Source organism: Synergistaceae bacterium (genome assembly GCA_017444345.1).
Classification (GTDB): Bacteria; Synergistota; Synergistia; order Synergistales; family Aminobacteriaceae; genus JAFUXM01.
In genome coordinates this window covers 1-21,272 of the sequence record JAFSWW010000134.1, presented here as the reverse complement: position 1 = coordinate 21,272, position 21,272 = coordinate 1, and the positions used below count along the sequence as shown (strand labels likewise).

Sequence of the window (21,272 nt, the reverse complement as noted above, 5' to 3'; positions counted from 1 at the left end):
TTTTTTCTAAAGTGAACATAATTAAATTTATATTTCCTCGTATACCTGAATAAATAATAAATACAAGAAAGAGAGTATATGCTCTATGAAGAAAATTTTAGTTATAGCTTTATTTATAAGTATTGCTTTATGCGGTGTCAGAGTCAGTGAGGCAGCTTATTACGACGAAGGCAATGACGGAGACAGCTGGGAGACGGCGTATATTATTGACTCGCTGGAAGATTTTACATTAATGGGCAATAGATTTTACGAAGATCGGGGAAAATATTATAAATTAACTGTTGATTTAGAGTTATCTTCAGTCGAAGAAGAGGTGGAAACACCTTACAGTAGAGTTTTTAGAGGTCATTTCGACGGGCAGAATCATACAATGACAGTGAATATTAGCAGCGATTATTTTAACTTATTCGGTGCTGTAAGTTCTGACGCTGACACAATAGCAATAAGAAATCTCAACGTTTCAGGCACAATAAAAAGTAGCTACTCCGGAGCATTTGCTAGTGTTTTATATTCCGGCATTATTGAAAATTGCAGATTTGAAGGTTCTCTTGAAGGAAATGCATGGGGTGTCGGTGGCTTTGTTTCTGAAATGTCAGGAGGAACTATCAGAGGCTGCAGACTTAGCGGAAAGATAAAAAATGTTGCTAAAAGTTGGGATGTGGGCGGTTTTGTAGGATTTCTATATAGTGGAACTATAGAAAATTGCACAGTTGAAGCTGATTCAGAAATAATTGCCTCTACACATTTTGGATATGCGGGAGGCATTGCAGGTTGGGCAAGGTCAAGTTCAGGCACAATAAATATAAATAATTGCACAATTGAAAGCGGGACATTAATAAGCATCGACTCGTACGCAGGCGGTATTATTGGAGTGGTGAATAGTGTCTATGTTACAGTAACAAATTGTACAACAACGGGTGTAATTCTAAACGCAGAATACGAAGGCGGTATTATAGGAGGAATGTTTACGTCAAAATACACACTTTCAGGAAATCAATGGCCGTCTAATTATTATCAAATAGGTTATATATCTGGCCAACCGACTCCCACTCCCGAACCCGAAATAACATGGAACAATCACCGCTATAAAATTTATAACGACTCTTTAACATGGGAACAAGCACAAGCCCGCTGTGAATCTCTCGGAGGTCATCTTGCTACTATAACGAGCGAGGCCGAGCAGAATATTATTGAGCAGCTTATAGATCAGACTTCAGAAGATAAATACGCTTATTTTATCGGGGGGCGGTGTGATTCGTCAGGATTCTGGACGTGGGTAACTGATGAAGTTTTCGAGAAGCAATATAATAATTTCTCTGAAGGCCGGCCAAATGGGAGCGGAAATTTTTTACTTATAATTGCTGATTCGGGATTATGGATTGACACGACTCACGGGGGCAATACAGAACGCGGCTTTATATGTGAATGGGACGAAGAACAGGAAGAAATAATCGAGGCCGATCAAGATTCAAAATTTGTAGAATGGCAGGCAAATCCTGAAGAATGGGCAGGCACTGAATTTTTAGGGAGCAGACCAAGCCCTATAGATAATTCACACTTAGCAAATAATCCGCCTATACGAACAAATAAAATCAGCGCAAAAGACTCTCTGCCTGTATCATATGACGCAAGACTCACAATAAATCTTCCTGAAGTTAGAGATCAAGGCGTATTTAGTACGTGCTGGGCGTTTGCTTCACTCGCAGCTCTTGAGGTAAATTATCAGGCTCAAAAATTTAATTTCTTGACAGTGAGTCCCGATTTTTCCGAATTACAAATGGCATGGTTTACTTTCACGCAGGACGGAGCAGCAAAAACCCGCCCCGATAAAAGTATATTAGAACAGGGCGCAACAGTTGACAACGCTATAAATTTTCTCAACAAACGAGGCACAATTTACGAGTCAGAAATGCCCTACTCCATAGCAGGAAATATTGAGTCAGAAGCAGACTCTAAAGTCAGGGCGTTTGTTAATGGCAGGAAAGCAGAAAGTTTCACAAAGGCAGCAATAAGACTCGCCCACGTAGAAGATGTAGAAATCAGCGAGAATAACGAGTCCGAAATCAAGCGTCTTATTATGGAACATGGCGGAGTTTACATTGAATATTATCACGGATTCCCGAGCGAAAATACTTATAACGCAAACAATAACGCTTTATATTCTTACTATATTTTCAAGCCTCATAATCCGCACGCAGTCTTATTAGTGGGCTGGGATGATAACTTCCCGGCAGAAAATTTTAACTCTAATCCCGGCAGAAATGGCGCGTGGCTCGTTCGTAATTCAAGAGGTCCTAATTTCGGCGATAACGGCTATTACTGGATGTCATATAAGCAGGCAGATCCAAATTCTGCAGTAATGTACAACGGAAAATATTTTATAGTGAGCGGCGATAATATTCAGCAAATAATTCAAGATGAGACAGAAAAACACAAAGGAGGCGGGACAATACTTCCTAATCCTGACAGCGGCGATAACAAGGCAATTATAATTAACGACAATGACGACACAGGCCCGACTAAGCATATCAGCACGACATGGGCAGCAAATATTTTCAGGTCAGCAAGAAATGAGAGCTTAATACGAGTCAGCTTTTACACTACAGATAATAACGTTGAATATAAAATTTTCGTGAATAATTTCGGCAAAATCGAACCTACAGACCCCGGCGACGCTGAAATTCCCATAAAAACGGGCAGCTTTCCGAGCGCAGGCTATCACACTGTAGATTTAGGCGATAATACCGTGAAATTAAATAGCGGCGATTATTATGCAGTAATAGTGAAGATGACTCTAAATGCAAATTCAAGCTATGATTACCCGACGGCCGTAGCAGCTTTTATTGATAAATACTCAAGCCCTGACGTTAAACCGGGAGTCAGTTATTTTGCAGACGGTGAGCCAGTCCCCTCCGTTTGGCAAGACGGTACAGAAATAGAAGGCGGCCCTTGTCTTGCTTGTATAAATGCTCATACGGTTTTAATAAATGTAAGTGAATTAAGCCCGGTTATAAATACTTCTGCACTTCCTAATGCGACAATAAGACAAAATTATTTATTCTATCTTGACGCGTCAGGAACAGGCCCAATCGAATGGAGAAGCGGCAATATTCCATCGGGACTCGCTTTAAGCCGTGAAGGAGTCATTACGGGATCTCCCGAAAAAGCAGGCAAATATAATATTAACTTCACAGCAATAAACAACGCCGGCCAAGCAGAAAAAATATTGACTCTTAACGTTGTAAGACCTTCGCGGCCTGCTCCAGTCCAACCGGAAAATCCCACGCCCGAACCCATACCCGAGCCCGCACCCGAAATAATCAGCCCAGACGAGCCAGTTATTTCAGACGACCCGGAGCCCATTATACCAGTTGACCCGGTGCAGCCTGTCAATCCTGAGCCTGAGCCAATCGAGCCGGTTATACCTTCAGACCCCGAAATTCCGGACGAGCAAATAACTTCAGATGATCCGATTATATCCCCCGATGAGCCTGTTACACCTTCAGAGCCAGACTCAAGCGATTCAGAACCTACAGAGAGCGGGGATCAAGATTTTTATTACACAAATAACGAGGGAGGTGGAGGCGGCTGCGATTCAGGTTTTAGCGCGTTGTCAGTCCTTGCTGTGATTGCTTTTATAGTGAGACGCAGGGATTTCACAGGAATTTGTTAATTTTACAAGGAGGTTTTATAATGCGTACTAAAAAATTTGCGGGATTATTTATTCTTGCATTAGCGGCAGTATTTATATTTGCCGGGAGTTCATTTGCGGATTCTTACGGATATTATATTGTCGACAGGGACTCGCCCTATCATGTATCAAAATGGGAGTCTATTGCTGCTAATACTACTATGTATAGCGTATTTCCTGATTATCGTTATGTTAATGGCTCTGAGTATACATGGCGAAAATTTAACTCGAATTGTTTTTACTTTGCGCGCTGGGTTACTAATAGAATTAAAAATGTAGATTTTAAGGCATATACATCGGATTATAGAGCTATATATACCCCTTCGATTAACGGTGCGTATAAATTACTAGCTCAACATTTCGGCAGTGTTACAGAGCAGCAAGTTAAGAATGCATTTGCCAATGTACAAGAGGGCGACGTTATTCAAATGCGGGGCTGGTCGTCAAAGTCTCAGCATACAATGGTAATTGCGAAAAAATACAGCGACGGATTTACGACTCTTGAAGGCAATAGGCCAAATAACACAGTGCGGAATTATTCTATAACCTTCAGCGAATTTGCTAAATGGATAAAAGATGCGGGAAGTGTCGGGGGATTCTCGATTTACCATTTTGGAGCTGATACAGTTATACGGCCTTCAATAAATAATTATCCTAAAGCTAATATTGCTATTGCGGGAGTCCCATATAGTTATCAATGTACTGCGACGGGTACAAATATCACATGGGCTACTGATGTAACAGGAAGTACTTATGTTCTTCCGGGATTATCAATTAATTCATCGACTGGGTTAATAAGCGGGACTCCTTCTCACACTTCACAGGGCAAAACAAGCCATTTTGCAATTTCCTATACATTTCAAATCTTAGCGTCAAATTCTGCTGGAGGTTCTTCAAGAGCCGGAAAAATATTTGTCTATGAGCCGCCTAATATTACAACTTCTTCAACACTTCCAAACGGTAAGCAAGGCGTATATTACAGTCAGAATATCCAAGCAGAGGGCACAGAATTTACTATGACATGGAAACTTAAAAGCGGCTCACTTCCTCCCGGCTTGAAATTCAACGGCCCTAATAATAAGCGTACTGCGACAATATCAGGAACTCCCACGCAGCCCGGGACTTATGTATTTACTATAGAGCTTTTTAACTTGGTCGGAAATCCTGAGACTACAACAACAAAGACATTTACGCTAAAAATTGACGGTGCTGAGATTCCATATGAACCGAGAATTAGTACAACTTACACATTCAAAGAAGCGACACTCGGCGAATATTATTCTGACTATATTAGAGTTGACCTCGATAAATACGTGTGGTTCCAGAATTTTGGAGAATTGCCGCCCGGTTTAGAGATAACGAGATCAGGCAAATATCTTTATCTTAGGGGGACTCCGAGAGTAACAGGGAGTTATAATTTTGCGATAACTATATATAAAATGGTGAATACTACATTTACGGGTCAAAAATCTTTTTCGTTCACTGTTAGTGTAGTTAACAAATATAGAACCGAAACAAGAGACTCGAGCATGTCAACAACATGGAATTATTTACCCGGCAAAATAGGCACGTCATATTATGATTATATACGCGTGAACGGGGGAGTCGGTCCATATAGAGTTCGTATAACAAGCGGAACAGCTCCATCGGGATTAACGCTCATATCTTCAGGCAATTATATATATTTCAAAGGCGTTCCCAGAGGCCAGTGGAAAATTTTCTACTTTACCCTGCGAATAACAGGAGCTCACGGGGGATATGTCGATAAAAGCTGCTCGATAAATATCGCGTATAATCCTGCATACCCGGCCGGTGATGACGAGGAAGAGAGCCTAACAAAGCCTAAGATCATAACTAAATCACTTGCTGATGCGACAATCAACGCGGAATATTCGGCAATTCTTGAGGCAACAGGAGCGACTCCCATAACATGGACTCTAGTAAGCAGCAAATTACCTGAAGGCGTTTATTTTGACGAGGACGAGGGCAAAGTCAGCGGCATATTTACGAAAGCAGGCACTTATTCATTCAAGGTCAAAGCAGAGAATCCAGCAGGCTCAAAGACTCAAAGCGTGAAAATTAAAGTATTGCCGGAGAAACCTGCTATTATTACAGAAAGTCTCCCGATTGCCGTATTACGTGAAGAATATAATGTAGCCTTAGAAGCTGATGGAACAGATCTCAAATGGAGCAAAAAAGGCAGCTTCCCGAGCGGACTCAAACTCGACTCGAAAAATGGCATAATTTCAGGAGCAGCAAAGAAAGCAGGCACTTATAAATTCGAGATAACAGCTAAGAATAAAGCAGGCTCAGACTCAAGGGAATTTACAATAGAGATTGACGCAGGCGACCCGCCCTCTATTGATATTACGAGCTTACCGGATGGAACTGTAAAAACTCGTTACGAGGCGACAATTACAGCGTCAGGTTCAGGCACATTGAAATTTTCCAAATCGGGGACTCTTCCTTCAGGACTCAAGCTCAACTCTAAAACGGGCGTAATTTCAGGAACTCCTAAGAAGGCAGGCACTTATAAATTCTCTATAACTGTCAAAAACGAGGCCGGTTCAGCAACAAAAAATTTTGAGCTTGTTATTAATAATGCGTCAGGAAGCAGAAATAACACCCTCAGCACGAACGATAACGAGTCAGATCTTGAAATTTATGACGAAACAAGCGAGCCGGTTATTACACTTGAAGACGATGACAGCGGCGAAATCAGCGGAAATTCAGGCAGCATTCAGACGGCATTATATCTTGTCAGCGGCGACGAAAAATTAGAGAATTCCGTAACTGTTGAGGCCGGGAAGGATTTAATTTTCGAGATCGGCGAATGGGTTAATGCTTCAGGAATTATCACAGAAGTATCTGACGTGAAAATCTTTATTGATTCACAGGAAATTTCAGGCGATATAATTATTTCTGATGATGAGACTTTCACATTGCCGGGCGAACTCGTAACCGGAGAATTCACAGTATTTGCGAAATCTTCAGCGGGAAGTCTTGAGCTTAAGACTCAGGAAATTAATATTATTGCTGATAGTGAGAATGGAAATAAAGAAAGCGGCATGATAATATCTGCTTCAAGTAACAGCGGCCAAGCTAATAACAAATCCGGCGGGTGTAATATGGGCTTTGCGGGAATTATATTATTTGCTTTGTGCGGCACTATGATATTCAGAAAGAAGTAAGTTACTCTATATATTATAGATTCCCTCTTGCTTAATGTGAGAGGGGATTTATTTTTTTGTGATATATTTATTAGCGGTAAAAATTTTCCGGGAGGTCTATAAATTTTGCAGGAAGTCTTGAATAAATTAAACGAGCTCGGCATTAAATACGAATTTGACGAACATGAGGCAGTATTTACAATCGAGGCTATTATAAAACTTGGTCTAAATAAACGGGGGATGATTCCGGTAAATTTATTTTTGCGTGATGCGAACGGGAAGCGGCATTTTTTAGTGATTCATGACGGCGAGAAACATACGGACTTGAAAAAGTTGCGTGAACAAATTAATTGCAATCGTTTGAGTTTCGGCTCCGATGATAGATTATATAAACATTTAGGACTCACAAAAGGTTCTGTATCTCCGTTCGGGCTGATAAATAATATAAATCATGACGTAGAATTAATAATTGACTCAAGCATAAAAAATCAGCCGCTTTTAGGTTTTCACCCGAATATAAATACTGCGACTGTTTGGCTGAGTTATCAGGATTTCATGAAATTTGTTAATTATTGCGGGAATCCTGTTAAATTCGTTGACTGCTAATTATTTTCTTATTTCAAGCCGTTAACGTAAATTATATTATTGCCTGAATTAATATTCTTGAGTGTCCGGCCTGAAAGACTCTCAATTTTTGCGAATAATTCCGGCTGAGTCTCTTCACTTTGCGAGATTTCATAATTAGGAACCGGGATTCTTTCTCCGTCTTCATTGAGCGCGATTACTCCCTGATTCTGGATTCTGTCATAGACTTCTACTCCGTGTAAAAAATAAATAGGCTCATTAGGTGCGTTCAGTGAAGGAACTATTATATTTGCTGGTCTTGCTAGTTCGTCAAGAAAATTAAACGCTTCCATTAAAATCGAGTCAATTTTATCCGTATCTCCGGCAGCTTCTGAAATTTTTCCGGGCAATTCGTCGCGCCACTCTTGAATTTTGTTAATTTGCTGCTGTATTAATTGCGAACTTTTTTCGGCCGATTCTGAGTCCATCACTAAATAATGCGTTAAATTTTCGAGGCTCTCTCTAACTGTAGGGACGCTATTGTCAGTCTGCACTATTTCGCTCGTTAAAGTTTGCTGCGATTTTATTTTTACGTCATCGCTCACAGTGTACCAGCCGGGGGAGCGGACCTCATAGAATTCTGCGCCGTTTTCGTCCTGTTTGACTCTTACTTCCATGTTAGGCTGCCAGACTTCCCGGACGTTCCATTTTTCGCCGCTGCTTATTCGAGTCCTCATGCGTTCAAGAATGCTGCTCATCTCTGAGTTTTGCCAGTTTTCTGACTGTTCACGTGAAAGATTTTGCGACATTCTTAAATTGCCCGGTATCATGAATAAATTATCGTTTAAATCAGCAAGTTCAATTTGAATTTCGACTCTATCAAGATCGCCGAGACTTTTATCTTGTGCAAGAGTCGCTAAATCCTGCATTTTTTCGAGAATATTCTGCGCTTTCTTCATGGCCTCATCCATTTTCTTAGTGGCTGAGTCATATTTCACGATATTTTCTGCTTTGTTAGTGCCTTGCGATTTCTGCAAACCTGACTCGGACAATCTCACAGAGTCATTATTTTTTTGCAAATTAACTTGAGGCAGGACGCTTTTATTTTGCCTTAAAGTGTTAAAGTTTGAGAGTAAATTTATCGCTTGAATCCTCATGATTATATCACCTCAATACTTTGATTATCGTTAATAGTCAGACATTCGCAGCCGTCTTCAGTGATTAAATAATCGTCTTCAATCCGCAGACCGCCCCAGCCTTCTATGTAAATTCCCGGCTCAATTGTAACGACATCTCCGGCTCGTAAAATATCCTTTGAAGTGTGCGACAATCTCGGAGGCTCGTGAACTTCCAAGCCCAGCCCATGACCGAGTCCGTGTAAAAAATTTTGTCCGTAGCCTGCACTCTCTATTACTTTACGCGCAATTAAATCAACGTCAAAGCCTGATATGCCCGGTCTGAGTGCTTGAGCTGCTTTATTATGAGCCTCCAACAAAATATTATTTATTTCTCGTGCCTTACCGCTTAAATGACCAAGTGCAAAATTTCTCGTTATATCACTCATATAGCCCTGAAACATTGCGCCGTAATCGACTGTTACAATATCACCTTCAGCAAATTTTTTCATAGTTGCAGGAGCATGACACATCGCGCCCCTTTCACCTGACGCAACAATAAAATCATCATGTGCCCAGCCCTTTTCTGCACCGAGTAATTTAATTTGTTCGTTGAGCTTTATATCAAATTCGATTTCAGTCATTCCGGGTCGGGTTTGTTTTAACACGTTTGCTAGAGCTTGACGGCCTATTTTTGCGGCTTGCTTGATATATTCTATTTCTTGAGAATCTTTGCAGCGTCTTAGAGTCAAAATCAAGTCCGACGAGTCAACCCAGTTAGCTTTTACAGGAGCAAAATATTTCATGTAATCATGATAAGAAATTTTTTCTGCCTCGAATCCGACATAACCCCAGCTTGAGTCTTTCACGGCATTAGCAATATATTCATAAAGCGAAATTTTTGACTGGATTATTATATTATAATTACTCTGCAATTTAGCTTGAGTAGTATATCGCCCGTCAGTGATTAAAGTAGCGTCATTAAGAGTTATTATCAGTCCGGCAGAACTTCCGCGAAAACCTGAAATATAATGACATGATTCAGAATTTGAGCGTTCACTCACGATTAAGACAAATGAGTCTAACTTTCTTTCTTGCATTAAAGCGCGTAATTTTGCCAGTCTTGAATCTATCATGTTCATTAGTAATCACTCCTGAAAAAATTTCATGATTCTTGCTTTATAGTCCGGTGCCTCGTCATAAACTGCATGGCCGTAATTCTCGTAAATATATAAATCGCAGCCGATTTTATCAGCTGTCTCTCGTGAATAATCAGCCCCGAAAATTTTATCACGTCCCGCGCCTATTACTAAGACTTGAGATTTTACCTTGTTAAGCTCGTCATAAATATCAAAATCTCTAACAGCCTGAGTAATAATTATAAATCGCTCAAGTTCTAAATCACTTATATTATTATTTGCTGCGAGAATAGAATCACGATATTTTGCGAAAAATTCCGGCGTATAGATATTTTCAGAGAATCCCAGAGTCAGGGCATTAATATTTTTTCCGCGTGCTAAAGTTAATAAATCATTCCAAAATTTTACTGTTCTGGGCTTTGCACGTGAGGCAGTAGAGGCTAACACAATTTTATGCGCTAAATCAGGACGACTCACTGCGAGACTCTGCGCAATCATTCCGCCCATTGATACGCCTAAAATGTCAGCATTATTTATCTGTAACGAGTCAAGGGATTCGGCCAAGTCCCGCGCTAGATCCTGAATTCTATAATTTTCCGGTAAATCATCGCGAATATCAAACAAGAAAATTTCATAGTCTTGAGCAAAAATTTTATATGATTCTGCGACTGAGTCAGCAAAATTCATGACACTTTTTAAGCTGGTACCGGGAATTATTATAAATTTCTTTTGACTCGCTTTATTGCCAAATCTAAAAAATTTCGTTGTAAATCTTTCTGTCTTGAGTGATTCTATTTTTATGGGCATTATTGACTCCTCCGCGTTAATCCTGCTGATAATTATATGACTGCATAATAATATACATGACATTATCAATATCAGATAACTTTTCCATGTAAACTTCAACATCGCCATTACCCCACTTTCCTAGACCTGTTACATCTCTGCAAATTCCTTCAGGGTCATTTACGTCCGCAAATTTCATGTTAATAGAGATTTTGAGCCGCTGACTCTGGAAAAATATATCAGCAAAATTTGTATCGAGCTTATATGCGACATATAATTTTTTGAATTCCCGCCTAACATAAGACGAAATATTTTTAATGCGTGAATCAAGCAAATTAAATAATTCCATCGTGTAATTATTAGTATTATAACTTGCTATGCTGTAACGTTCTTCTTGTCCCTTATATTTAGCGAGTTCTTCAGGTGTCAAGCTAGGAAATTCCCAAATTTTTACGGCTTTCTCGGCTAATAAATTCGCTCGATTTATAATATTTGACTCGTTCCATTCGTCAAGAGTTACAAGGAAATTATTTAATCTCAAAGCACTTTGCTTAAATCCGCCTGTGATATTCATTTTTTCAGTGAATGAGCTGTTACTCATTTCGGAATTATAAGCAGTCAGAGTCAAATTTCCGATTGTGTGTAAATATTTTTTCTGAACGTCGCGCCAGTTATCGCCGAGCATTTTTTGCCATTCCTGAGTCAAAGTCTGCGGCATTATATGCTCAACTGTATAATTTGCCATGTTTATGGGAGCTTTATTATCAAAATTTTCGAGACTCCGCAATATAAATTTTACGCGATTCTGCATGTTATAAATATCTCGTGAAGTAAACGCAGCAATAAATCTATCATTATCAGGAAATTCACGATAACCGCCGCACATTAGGAAAAATGCTTTTATTGAATTAACATAATCGATTGAATTAATTGCGTTTTTCATGTTCGCAAAAGTTTTATTAAGTGAATTAGTCGGGAAGTCGCAAATACTCCGGCGAAATACATAGCTGATACAGAGCCTTAAAACTTGCTTGAATTCAGACTCGTTAATAATTTTTTCGTGATAGTCATTAATAAGTCTCATTAAGAACGGATAAGAGACCGTCATTTTAAGCTCGACAATATCATTATATAAATTATTTATTTCGGGGTTATTGCTGCGTGAGAACATTATTTCATTGTAATAATTTGCGTATTTATATAAATCTGCACATAAATCACGGGTTGAGTCAAATTCTGAATTCATGCTATATTTTTTGAACTCTTCATAAGTAAGATTCTTATTTGGAATCACGTTAATTTTAAGAGTTATATAATCCCTGAAAAATTGATCCATTTCTAGAATTTGATTCCCGAAAAGTTTTTCCATCGGCCGCCAGTATTGTTCATAAATATATATTTGCTCATTATTATCAAGTCCCATGAGTAAATAATTTCGTATTAAATCAGACTCCGATAATTCTTTGCCGGTTGAGTTCAGACTCTCAAAAATTGCCTGTGCATCATCGAGCGAACGTTCAAGAGTTATATTTACAATTTGAAGTTTGCTTATAGACTCGAAAATTTCAGCGGGCTGCAAGATTTTATCATTAATTTTCTTAGCAAAAAAATTATAATTGTCTAGTAATCTTGATTTAGTTCCTTGTGTTATGGGCTTATTCTCGACTAAGCTAATAAAAATTTCTCGGTCCGACTCAGTTAATAACAATTTATAACGATCGCTGCCGTCTTCATATTCATTTTTTAGCAAAGTATTATCTATTTTGCGGGAGTTAACGGCTTTCTCGTCAGGATTCTGAATCGCGTAATCACGAAGGGCAATTAACAGCAATAAAAGTGTCGTGATTCTCTGCTGGCCGTCAATTATAATATATTTCTGCACACCTGTTGACGCTGCGTGTTCTACAATATTTACTATTGAGCCGATAAAATGATAGTCCTTGTTATTTTCCTGCATTGAGACAATATCATTCCATAAGCGGCGGCACTGTTCAATATCCCAGCTGTAAAATCTCTGATAAATGGGAATAATAAATTGCTTGACACCGTTTAACATCTCGTTAATATTACTTTTTTGTGCGTACATATAAAAAATTTGCCCTCCTGTTAAAAATTTATCGCTAATTCCCGCGCCCGTGATTCAAATTTATAATTTGCGTGTTTAATACTAGCTAATGAGAATATTAATAAAAAATTTGCCTCGTTCGTGATTCATTCTGCAATAATAAATAAATTCGCGTGAACGTGTCAAAAGTTTTTATACTCGTTAATGAATATCAATAAAAAATTTGCCTTGCCCGTGATTCATTCTGCAATAATATAAATTCGCGTGAACGTGTCAAATAAATATCTCGATTCATTTCTGCAAAACTGCGACGCTTTCAACGTGTGCCGTCTGAGGGAACATGTCAAATGCTTTAATGCTCGCTAATTTGTAGTCATGAGCCGCTAAAATTTTGCAATCTCTCGCCAAAGTAGCCGGATTACATGAGACATAAATAATTTTCCTGACTCCGAATGAGTTTATAGATTCAAGTACTCTTCTCTCGCAGCCATCACGGGGAGGGTCAAGCACTACAGAGTCATAATTGTCCCGTAAATCGCTGATAACTTCTTCAGACCGTCCGCACAAAGCCTGAAAGTTTTCGAAATTATTCGCGTGCAAATTCTTGACGGCCATTTTTACAGCCCCGCGCCACTCTTCAACAGTTGTAATATTTTTTGAGTTTTCAGCAAGATAGCAAGTTAATGAGCCTGTACCGCTGTATAACTCAAGCAAATTTTTAGAATCACCTGCAAGCGAACTCACATAATTAAATAATTTTTCTGCTTGGCCTGTGTTGACCTGAAAAAATGAAGCTGTATCAAAGAATAATTTATACTTGCCTAACATTTCAGAAATTAAGCCCGAACCCGTTAAATTTTCCGTGTAAGTTCCTAATATGACATTGCCCGGCTTAGAATTATGATTTAGAGTCAAAGTATTCGGCCTTGCTTGATTACCCAGTGATACAAGAGATTTAACACTTTTTGCTGATAATTTGCCGTTTATGACAAACGATAAAAGACTTTCACCCGTATTAATTCCCGTGCGTGCTATGATGTGCCTTAATTTGCCGGTGCCGTTAAGCTCATTATAACCGTCAAAAGGATATTTCACAGTGTCAAGTGAGTCTAAAATTTTGCCGTAAATTTCATTGAGCCTCTTAGCATTTACCGGGCATTGCCTGATTAATTCAAGCCTGTGAGTCCCTGCTCTGTAGAATCCCGTTATAATTCGTCCGTGTAAATCCTGAACCGGGAAGGCTGCTTTATTGCGGTAATTCCATGATTCGGGCGACTCCTCACAAGTTAAATTATCAAAAATTTTCGCGTCAAATCCCCCGATTCGAGTCATTGCGTCACGAACTAGACCGGCCTTGAGTCTTAATTGCAAGTTATAATTTGCGTGCTGTAATTGACAACCTCCGCACTTCCCGTAATATTTGCATTTGGGCGTGACTCTTTCGGGGCTGGCCTTTATGATTTCTAGTGTGTCGGCTATGCTAAAATCTTTCTTTCTTGCTGCAATTTCAGCATTTACAAGCTCACCGGGTAAAGCTCCGTGCACAAAAATAACGCCTCTTTCAGTCCGTGAGATTCCTGCTCCGTCGCTTGAGAGTCCGGAAATTTCAAGATTTATAGACTCGCGCGTTTTGTTATTTCTTTCTTGACTAGACCATTTTTTCAGGATTGACTACCTCCTTAAATTTTTCAGGGCTTAATAATTCAAGCTCCGTACATGCTTCTTTGAGTGAAATATTTTTACTGTGAGCTAATTTTGCAACTTTTGCGGCGTTCTCATAGCCTATAACGGGATTCAGTGAAGTAACGAGCATAAGGGATTTATCGAGATTTTCACGCATTTTGTCTCGATTTGCTTTGATTCCCGACGCACAATTTTTGTTAAATGAATTAATTGACTCGCTCAATAATCTTACTGACTGCAGGAAATTATAAGCACAGACCGGCATAAACACGTTAAGCTCAAAATTGCCCTGACTAGCTGCTATACTTATTGTTAAATCATTGCCCATTATTTGAGCGGCTATCATTGTAACCTGTTCGCACTGAGTGGGATTAACTTTTCCGGGCATTATGGAACTTCCCGGCTCATTCTCAGGTATAAAAATTTCACCCAGTCCGCAGCGAGGCCCTGACGCTAGAAATCTTATATCATTAGCGATTTTCATTAAGTCTGCTGCAAGTGCTTTTATTGCGCCGTGTGAGAATACTATTTCACTTTTTGACGTTAAAGCATGAAATTTATTTTTTGCCGGAGTGAAAATTATTCCCGTTAAATGAGTCAATGCGCGTGTTACTTCAGAGTCAAAATTTTTAGGAGCATTTAAGCCGGTTCCTACAGCAGTCCCGCCGATTGCCAAGTGATTCAAGAAATTTAGCGAGTTCTCTATATATTCAAGCCCGCATTCTAAACTATTGCGCCATCCTGAAATTTCCTGCGAAAATCTCAACGGTGTAGCGTCCTGCAAATGAGTCCGGCCTATTTTGATTATGTCGCTATTTTCTGATTCTAAACGCTTGAAAGTTTCGATTAAATTTTTTATTGCGGGGATTAATTTTTGCGTAACTTCCAAGACTCCGGCGATATACATAGCAGAAGGGAATGTATCATTAGAAGACTGCGACATATTTATATCATCATTAGGGTGAAGTAATTTTTTCGCGGCTATCTCGTTGCCCATGTTAGCAATTACTTCATTTATATTCATGTTTGATTGAGTGCCCGAACCTGTTTGCCAGACTACTAAAGGGAAGTGCGAATCTAATTCACCTGAAATAATTTTATCTGTAACTTGTGAGATGATTTGCAATTTTTCTTGAGTCATTCTTTCAGGCAGTAAAATATTATTTGCGATTGCACATGCTTTCTTGAGATATGCGAATGCTTTAATAATTTCGCGGGGCATTGTCTCGAGTCCGACTCCGATTTTGAAATTTTGCCGGCTCCGTTCAGTTTGTGCGCCCCAGTATTTATCTGATGGGACTTGAATTTCTCCCATTGTGTCGTGTTCAATTCTGTATTGCATTAATCTTTATTAGCTCCTTCCCACTCGAAATTTTCACCGAGATAGAATTTTCTAGCGAGTTCATTTCCTGCGACTTCTTTAGGCGACCCTGCAAGAAAGATTTTACCGGCATGAATTAAATATGTCCTGTCAGTAATTGAAAGAGTCTCCCGGACGTTGTGATCCGTGATTAATATTCCGTAGCTCTGTGCCTTTAGCTCGTGAATCATTGACTGAATATCAGCTACTGCAATGGGATCTATACCGCTGAAAGGTTCATCAAGCAAAATAAATTTAGGTTTCAGAGTCAAAGCCCGTGCAATCTCTACGCGTCTTCTTTCTCCGCCTGATAAAGCATATCCGTTAGTTTCTGCTATGTGAGTGATTTTAAATTGTTCGAGTAATTGATCAGTGAGTTCCTTTGCCTGTTTTCTCTTGCCTGTTTCTTCCCAGACAAGATTAATATTTTCTCTGACTGTGAGATTGCGAAAAATTGAAGCCTCCTGAGGTAAATAGCCGATTCCCGAACGAGCCCGCTTATAAACTGGGAGACTCGTAATTTCTTTATCGTCAATTAAGACGCTGCCAGAGTCCGGCCTGATTAATCCTACAATCATGTAAAATGAAGTTGTCTTGCCTGCACCGTTTGGCCCTAAGAGTCCTACAACTTCACCGGGGTTTACGTTTATGCTTACTCCGCCGACTACGAGACGATTATTATAACTTTTCCGCAAATCTGAAGCTGTTAGACCTGTCATTTTTTGCGCGTTCTCCTTTGAGGTTTATTATCTTCTTGATTTTGAGCGGGTTTAGGGTTATTTCTGCGTTCACGGGTTAAATCTATAGTAATTTCTGCACGGTCTGCACTCTCAACTTTGCCTTCAGGGTTCCGCCTGACTCCTCCTAAAGCCTCGACTCTATTTTGATCAGGGAAGTATACGATTGAGTCAGATTTCAGAGTCCGCCCGCCCTGAACTGCTACAACATGGCCGTTTACTACGACACTTCCGCGAGTCAGTGAATAAACTGCGCTGTCCCCTTTGAGACTCACAGCGTCGCCCCGCGCCTTAGGTTTGCCCCTGAGCCAGACACCTTTTTTTGCTGTCATCTCGAATAAATCACCGTTTCTGATAAGTCCTTCTACATTGTCAGCACCGAATGTGAAACCTTTAGATCTGTCTTCAAAATTTCTGACTTTAGTGAGCCAAAATTTTGTTTGCTTGTCCGTTGCGCTCGGTGAAGAAATGCCGCCGAATCCAGTCAGAGTCAATCTATCCGCGTCAAGATGTATAGTGCCGTAACCGCCTTTGACTCCATTAAGAAATTTACATGTCGGAGTATCTGCAAAAGTTAATAATAATTTGCCGGCGTTTAGATCTATTTTGCTCCCGTCCCATTTTCCGGCTGCTTTTATTCCCTTGTCAAAATTTACTTCCCTGCGTTCAGTGTTGCCCGTTGCTGTTGGAGCTTTCACGTTGAATTCTCCCGCGTTGATTGCTACATTGCCGTCTGCTAGAAAATCGCCCGTGTAAGCGTCAAATCTCATTCTATTAGCTGATAGAGTCGCTTTATCCGGAAGTGCCGCAGAGTCAAGAGCCATTGCCGGGGCAGTACTCAAACAAGCAAGCAAGGCCAAGCAGGCAATAAAATTTTTATTCATGTAATTATTCTCCCCTTTCGTGTAAATATTTTTACGAATAAGCAAATTATATTATATATTTTAATGCAGATGATATTATTATTGTTCAGGAAAAAATATCCCTGAATATGAAGACAGGCGATAATATGAGCAGAAAAGAGGAGAAATTTATATGTACAGTGAAAATAAAATGTATCAGGTTTCAACATTGCAAGCACTTGCTTTAGGATATAGCCGTGCAGTAATAAATGTAGGAGAACTTCTTCACGAAGGAAATACAGGACTGGGAACATTTGAAGACGTTAACGGAGAAATGATTCTAATGGACGGACATTGTTACAGGGCAGATCAGGACGGACATATTACAGAAGTTGCTAATGATATAGGTGTTCCTTTTGCAGCTGTATCAAAACTTTACGGAGAGCAGCAATTTACACTCAAAAATATGCCGAATATCGAATCTATACGAACGGAACTAACAAGGAAGATCGAAGAAAAATTCGGCTTGAATAGTATGCATATTGTTAAGATTGATGGTGATTTCACAAAAGTTGATGCCAGATCCGAAGCTCCATACAGGTCACAGCATATCACATTGAAAGATATTCTTTCTCAGACGCAAAAAGCATTTATTTTTGATGATATACGAGGGTCGCTTGTGGGAGTGTATTTTCCTGATTACATGGACGGGATTAATATGCCGGGATGGCATCTTCATTTTCTTTCTGAAGATAGGACAAGAGGCGGTCATGTTTTCGATGTGTCTTTACAAGAAGGAGCCGTAAAACTGGATAAGATCAGCAATATATTTATAAATCTTCCTAAGGAAGCAGCTTTTGACACGTATTCCCTCAAACAGGATTTACAGGCTGAGATAAAATCTGTAGAGTGATTAAAATATTTCCATGCTCGTGATATTATTGCGCCGGGAGTGTGAAAAATTTGATTGAACACGCAGAAATAAAATTAGAGCTTAACGGAGTTTTATTTACATGGGACGATGAGAAGGAGCGGCCAATATTCTCAAGCATAATATAAATTTTACTACTGCAGCATCTGCATTTTTTGATGAACACGCTATTTTTGAATTTAACTCAGTGGACAAAATCACCGGAGAAGAACGCTGGGACGTTATAGGCTGGCTTGCTGCAAAAGTCATGTTTATTGTTTATGTTGAACGCGTAACAGTGAATGACAATGATATAATCAGAATAATATCAGCAAGAGAAGCTACTAGAAGGGAGAAAATACGCTATGTTAATGGGCTTACATGATGTTGTTAGACTGGGACGTACTCCGGAAGAGCGCGAAGAATTGAAGAAATCGCTAATAAAATTATTATTTGAGCAAAGGAAAGACGAAGATATAGATCTATCTGATATGCCGGAAGTAACAGATTTTTCTCGATATAAACCGTTAAAGCCTCACATTGACAAAATCCGCGAGCATAATTTACGCATTAAGGCCGAACGTGAACGCAAAAAACTTGAAAATTTTAATCAGTAAATCCAGTTATTGACTAATGCCCCCCCCCCCCTTGTATAATTCCTGCAAAATATATTTTTGTAGGAGGCATATATTTAATCATGACGGACAAAGAAAAAAGCAAATGTCATGTAATTATTCATGGAGCAGCAACATCAGCCGGTGCTATAGGGGCAGGACTGGCACAAATTCCCGGCTCTGATGCACCACTTATTACGACTATACAAATAGGAATGATTATAAGTTTGGGCGCAGTATTCGGGAAAACAATAACAAAGACTGTAGGGGCGTCAATTTTGTCAGGAGCTGCAGCAGCAATAGGAGGCAGAACTGTATCACAATTTTTATTGGGCTGGATTCCGGGACTTGGCAATGCTATAAATGCTGGTACTGCATTCACAATAACTGAGGCTATAGGCTGGTATGTAGCTAATGATTTCGCCAATGAAGTAGAAATTAACACTCAGACCGACAATGTAGAAAGCAAAGAACAGGCCGCAGCAATTGCTGTTGTGAAAGAAGAGAGCCGCAAACTTCCTAGTGTTTATATGCTGGCATTAATGTTTTTATCCGCGATAATTACAGTTACAGCTTGTTATTTTATCGATAATTACATTAATAAAATAAGCGTTCACCCTAAATTATGGAGCGTTTTATCAGGATTTGCAATTGTATTTATTATAAATTGTTTAATATTCATAGTTTGCAGAAATATAGCTCCTAAGGCAAAAGCCACCATGTCTTACTCAAATTATTTAGCTGCAGTATTAAATATCTTTATAGCTTTGATTCTATCACCTGAATTTAACTCTAACGGCTGGGACGAAGCAATAATAAAATTTTTCAATATGCCGCTTTTGAACATGGGACTAATAATTATTACTCTGTTCTGGTGGTTCAAGGTGGACGAAAGAATTTTACGCGAATTTAATTAATCATAAAAGCCGGACAGCTCAACACCGCCCGGCAAAAAATTTTAATTCTTCTCTAAATCGTCGGCTAAAATCTTAGTCAACGCAGGATCAAACGATAAAGAAACTTTCTCGCCCTCAGCCCATATCTTTTTGACGTCGGGATTGTCAATCTGAACGAGCACATTTCCTAAATCCGTATGTACCCATGTCTCTACGCTGTTGCCGAGATAAATATTTGCAGTAACAACTCCATCTTCAACGCCCGCGCCGGGTTCATTTATCGATAAAGACTCAGGACGTGCCATTATTAAAGCCTTATCGCCTGACTTCAAATCTTTATTCCAACGGGGTGCGCTGAAATTTTTGCCCTTAATCTCAACATGGCAGGAGTCATCTACTCCCTTCACTTCACACGGGAAGAATGCAACTTTACCGACAAAGCCAGCAACAAAAGTATTTACGGGATCTCTATAAATATCACTGGGAGTGCCTCTCTGTTCAATTAGGCCGCTCTTCATTACTATAATGCTGTCCGATAAGCTCATAGCCTCGACTCTGTCATGAGTAACGTACATTGCTGTGATTCCTAAAGATTTTTGCAGGCGGCGGATTTCTACTCTCATCTGTTCACGTAAAAGCGCGTCAAGATTCGATAATGGCTCGTCAAGCAATAACACTGAAGGCTCAACTATAAGACTTCTTGCAAGTGCGACTCTCTGCTGCTGACCTCCTGAAAGTCTCGACGGCGGACGTAATCCCATTTGACCGAGCCCGACCATTTCAAGAAATTTTTGTACTTTCTCGTCGCGTTCTTTGGCGGGAACTTTGCGCAAATTCAGCCCGTAAGCTACATTTTGAGAGACATTCATGTGCGGAAATAGTCCATAACTCTGGAAGACCATAGCCGTGTCCCGTTTATTCGGGGGCATGTTAGTAACGTCAACGTCTCCGATCATTATTTTGCCTGAAGTTGGCTGCTCAAAACCTGATAACATTCGCAAAATTGTAGACTTGCCGCACCCTGAGGGCCCTAATAACGTTACGAGTTCCCCCGGCTCAAGTTTGAAGGATACTCCCCCGACTGCTGCGACGTTTTGCTTTGTCTGAGGATCCCAGAATATTTTTTTGATGTTCTCAAGCGTTACTGACTTGGAATTATTATTTGCCAATTTTATTTTCTCTCCTTTCATGTTCGCATTAATTTACATTTTTCATTAAATTAGAATTCTCACGCACTAATAATCTCATGAGCCCGAACGCTCCGAATACGATTATTATTAACACAGTCGATAAAACGCTCGCGAGTCCGAATCTCAAATTTTCCGAGAAATTATAAATCAAGACCGTTATATGATACCAGCGCGCAGAAATCAAGAATATTACTGCACTTACAGCCGTCATTGAACGCACAAATGTATATGACAAACTCGACAAGAAAGCCGGACGAACTAAGGGCAATACTATAGTCCTGAAAACTGTAGCCTGATCTGCTCCCAAGTCCGTAGCTGCTTCTTCTATTGACGCGTCAATTTGCCTGAGTGAAGCAATACCGCCCTCAATTCCGACGGGTAATTCTCTAATCACGTAATTTATAACGATAATTGCCGCAGTTCCCACTAAGATAATAGGCGCGTGATTGAATGCAAGTAAATAGCTTATTCCTAAAAGAGTACCGGGCAAGGCAAAAGGAGTCATTAACA

The 21,272-nt window shown here is 39.7% G+C and carries 17 protein-coding genes; 7 read left to right on the top strand and 10 right to left on the bottom strand.

The annotated features are described in order from the left end of the window. Nucleotides 1–85 precede the first annotated feature (85 nt). From IJS99_10645 to IJS99_10635, 3 genes are all read left to right on the top strand, one after another. Nucleotides 86–3,673 carry an SYNERG-CTERM sorting domain-containing protein gene (locus tag IJS99_10645; protein ID MBQ7562266.1) on the top strand — a complete coding sequence of 1,196 codons (3,588 nt, stop codon included), beginning with the start codon at nucleotides 86–88 and terminating at the stop codon, nucleotides 3,671–3,673. A gap of 20 nt (nucleotides 3,674–3,693) precedes the next feature. Next, nucleotides 3,694–6,882 (top strand): putative Ig domain-containing protein, encoded by a 3,189-nt coding sequence (locus tag IJS99_10640; GenBank protein MBQ7562265.1) that lies wholly within the window; start codon nucleotides 3,694–3,696, stop codon nucleotides 6,880–6,882. Nucleotides 6,883–6,987: 105 nt separating this feature from the next. Continuing rightward, a complete protein-coding gene (locus tag IJS99_10635; GenBank protein ID MBQ7562264.1) occupies nucleotides 6,988–7,467 on the top strand; it encodes a prolyl-tRNA synthetase associated domain-containing protein in 480 nt (159 codons plus the stop codon). An 8-nt stretch (nucleotides 7,468–7,475) separates the two neighbouring features. Here the strand turns inward: IJS99_10635 and IJS99_10630 are convergent, their stop codons facing one another. The 8 genes from IJS99_10630 to IJS99_10595 form a co-directional block, all read right to left on the bottom strand. Next, nucleotides 7,476–8,582, bottom strand: a complete 1,107-nt coding sequence (locus IJS99_10630; GenBank protein ID MBQ7562263.1) for a hypothetical protein — start codon at nucleotides 8,580–8,582, stop codon at nucleotides 7,476–7,478. A gap of 2 nt (nucleotides 8,583–8,584) precedes the next feature. Then, nucleotides 8,585–9,682 carry an aminopeptidase P family protein gene (locus IJS99_10625; GenBank protein MBQ7562262.1) on the bottom strand — a complete coding sequence of 366 codons (1,098 nt, stop codon included), beginning with the start codon at nucleotides 9,680–9,682 and terminating at the stop codon, nucleotides 8,585–8,587. 6 nt (nucleotides 9,683–9,688) lie between these two features. Continuing rightward, nucleotides 9,689–10,486 carry an alpha/beta fold hydrolase gene (locus IJS99_10620; protein MBQ7562261.1) on the bottom strand — a complete coding sequence of 266 codons (798 nt, stop codon included), beginning with the start codon at nucleotides 10,484–10,486 and terminating at the stop codon, nucleotides 9,689–9,691. Between the two features lie 16 nt (nucleotides 10,487–10,502). Continuing rightward, nucleotides 10,503–12,551 carry a DUF262 domain-containing protein gene (locus IJS99_10615; protein MBQ7562260.1) on the bottom strand — a complete coding sequence of 683 codons (2,049 nt, stop codon included), beginning with the start codon at nucleotides 12,549–12,551 and terminating at the stop codon, nucleotides 10,503–10,505. A 270-nt stretch (nucleotides 12,552–12,821) separates the two neighbouring features. Then, nucleotides 12,822–14,198: a 23S rRNA (uracil(1939)-C(5))-methyltransferase RlmD gene (gene rlmD, locus IJS99_10610; GenBank protein ID MBQ7562259.1), complete on the bottom strand. Its 1,377-nt coding sequence runs from the start codon at nucleotides 14,196–14,198 to the stop codon at nucleotides 12,822–12,824. Continuing rightward, on the bottom strand, nucleotides 14,179–15,555 hold the full coding sequence (fumC, locus tag IJS99_10605) for a class II fumarate hydratase (protein MBQ7562258.1): 1,377 nt from the start codon (nucleotides 15,553–15,555) through the stop codon (nucleotides 14,179–14,181). The genes rlmD and fumC overlap by 20 nt, the downstream gene beginning before the upstream one ends. Further along, nucleotides 15,555–16,292 (bottom strand): LPS export ABC transporter ATP-binding protein, encoded by a 738-nt coding sequence (gene lptB / locus IJS99_10600; GenBank protein MBQ7562257.1) that lies wholly within the window; start codon nucleotides 16,290–16,292, stop codon nucleotides 15,555–15,557. The genes fumC and lptB overlap by 1 nt, the downstream gene beginning before the upstream one ends. Further along, nucleotides 16,289–17,194, bottom strand: a complete 906-nt coding sequence (locus IJS99_10595; protein MBQ7562256.1) for a hypothetical protein — start codon at nucleotides 17,192–17,194, stop codon at nucleotides 16,289–16,291. Before IJS99_10595 ends, lptB begins: the two co-directional genes overlap by 4 nt. A 187-nt stretch (nucleotides 17,195–17,381) precedes the next feature. On the opposite strand from IJS99_10595, the gene IJS99_10590 reads away from it, so the two are divergent. From IJS99_10590 to IJS99_10575, 4 genes are all read left to right on the top strand, one after another. Continuing rightward, on the top strand, nucleotides 17,382–18,065 hold the full coding sequence (locus IJS99_10590; GenBank protein MBQ7562255.1) for an acetolactate decarboxylase: 684 nt from the start codon (nucleotides 17,382–17,384) through the stop codon (nucleotides 18,063–18,065). A 127-nt stretch (nucleotides 18,066–18,192) separates the two neighbouring features. Then, complete coding sequence (locus IJS99_10585; protein MBQ7562254.1) at nucleotides 18,193–18,447, top strand: BrnT family toxin; 255 nt, start codon at nucleotides 18,193–18,195, stop codon at nucleotides 18,445–18,447. Then, nucleotides 18,428–18,679: a hypothetical protein gene (locus IJS99_10580; GenBank protein ID MBQ7562253.1), complete on the top strand. Its 252-nt coding sequence runs from the start codon at nucleotides 18,428–18,430 to the stop codon at nucleotides 18,677–18,679. The genes IJS99_10585 and IJS99_10580 overlap by 20 nt, the downstream gene beginning before the upstream one ends. 80 nt (nucleotides 18,680–18,759) lie before the next feature. Further along, nucleotides 18,760–19,593 carry a hypothetical protein gene (locus tag IJS99_10575; protein ID MBQ7562252.1) on the top strand — a complete coding sequence of 278 codons (834 nt, stop codon included), beginning with the start codon at nucleotides 18,760–18,762 and terminating at the stop codon, nucleotides 19,591–19,593. Between the two features lie 41 nt (nucleotides 19,594–19,634). Here IJS99_10575 and IJS99_10570 read toward each other — a convergent pair whose 3' ends face one another. Then, on the bottom strand, nucleotides 19,635–20,762 hold the full coding sequence (locus IJS99_10570) for an ABC transporter ATP-binding protein (protein ID MBQ7562251.1): 1,128 nt from the start codon (nucleotides 20,760–20,762) through the stop codon (nucleotides 19,635–19,637). A gap of 7 nt (nucleotides 20,763–20,769) precedes the next feature. After that, nucleotides 20,770–21,272, bottom strand: a 503-nt coding sequence (locus IJS99_10565) for an iron ABC transporter permease (protein MBQ7562250.1), incomplete at its 5' end; no start/stop codon positions are given.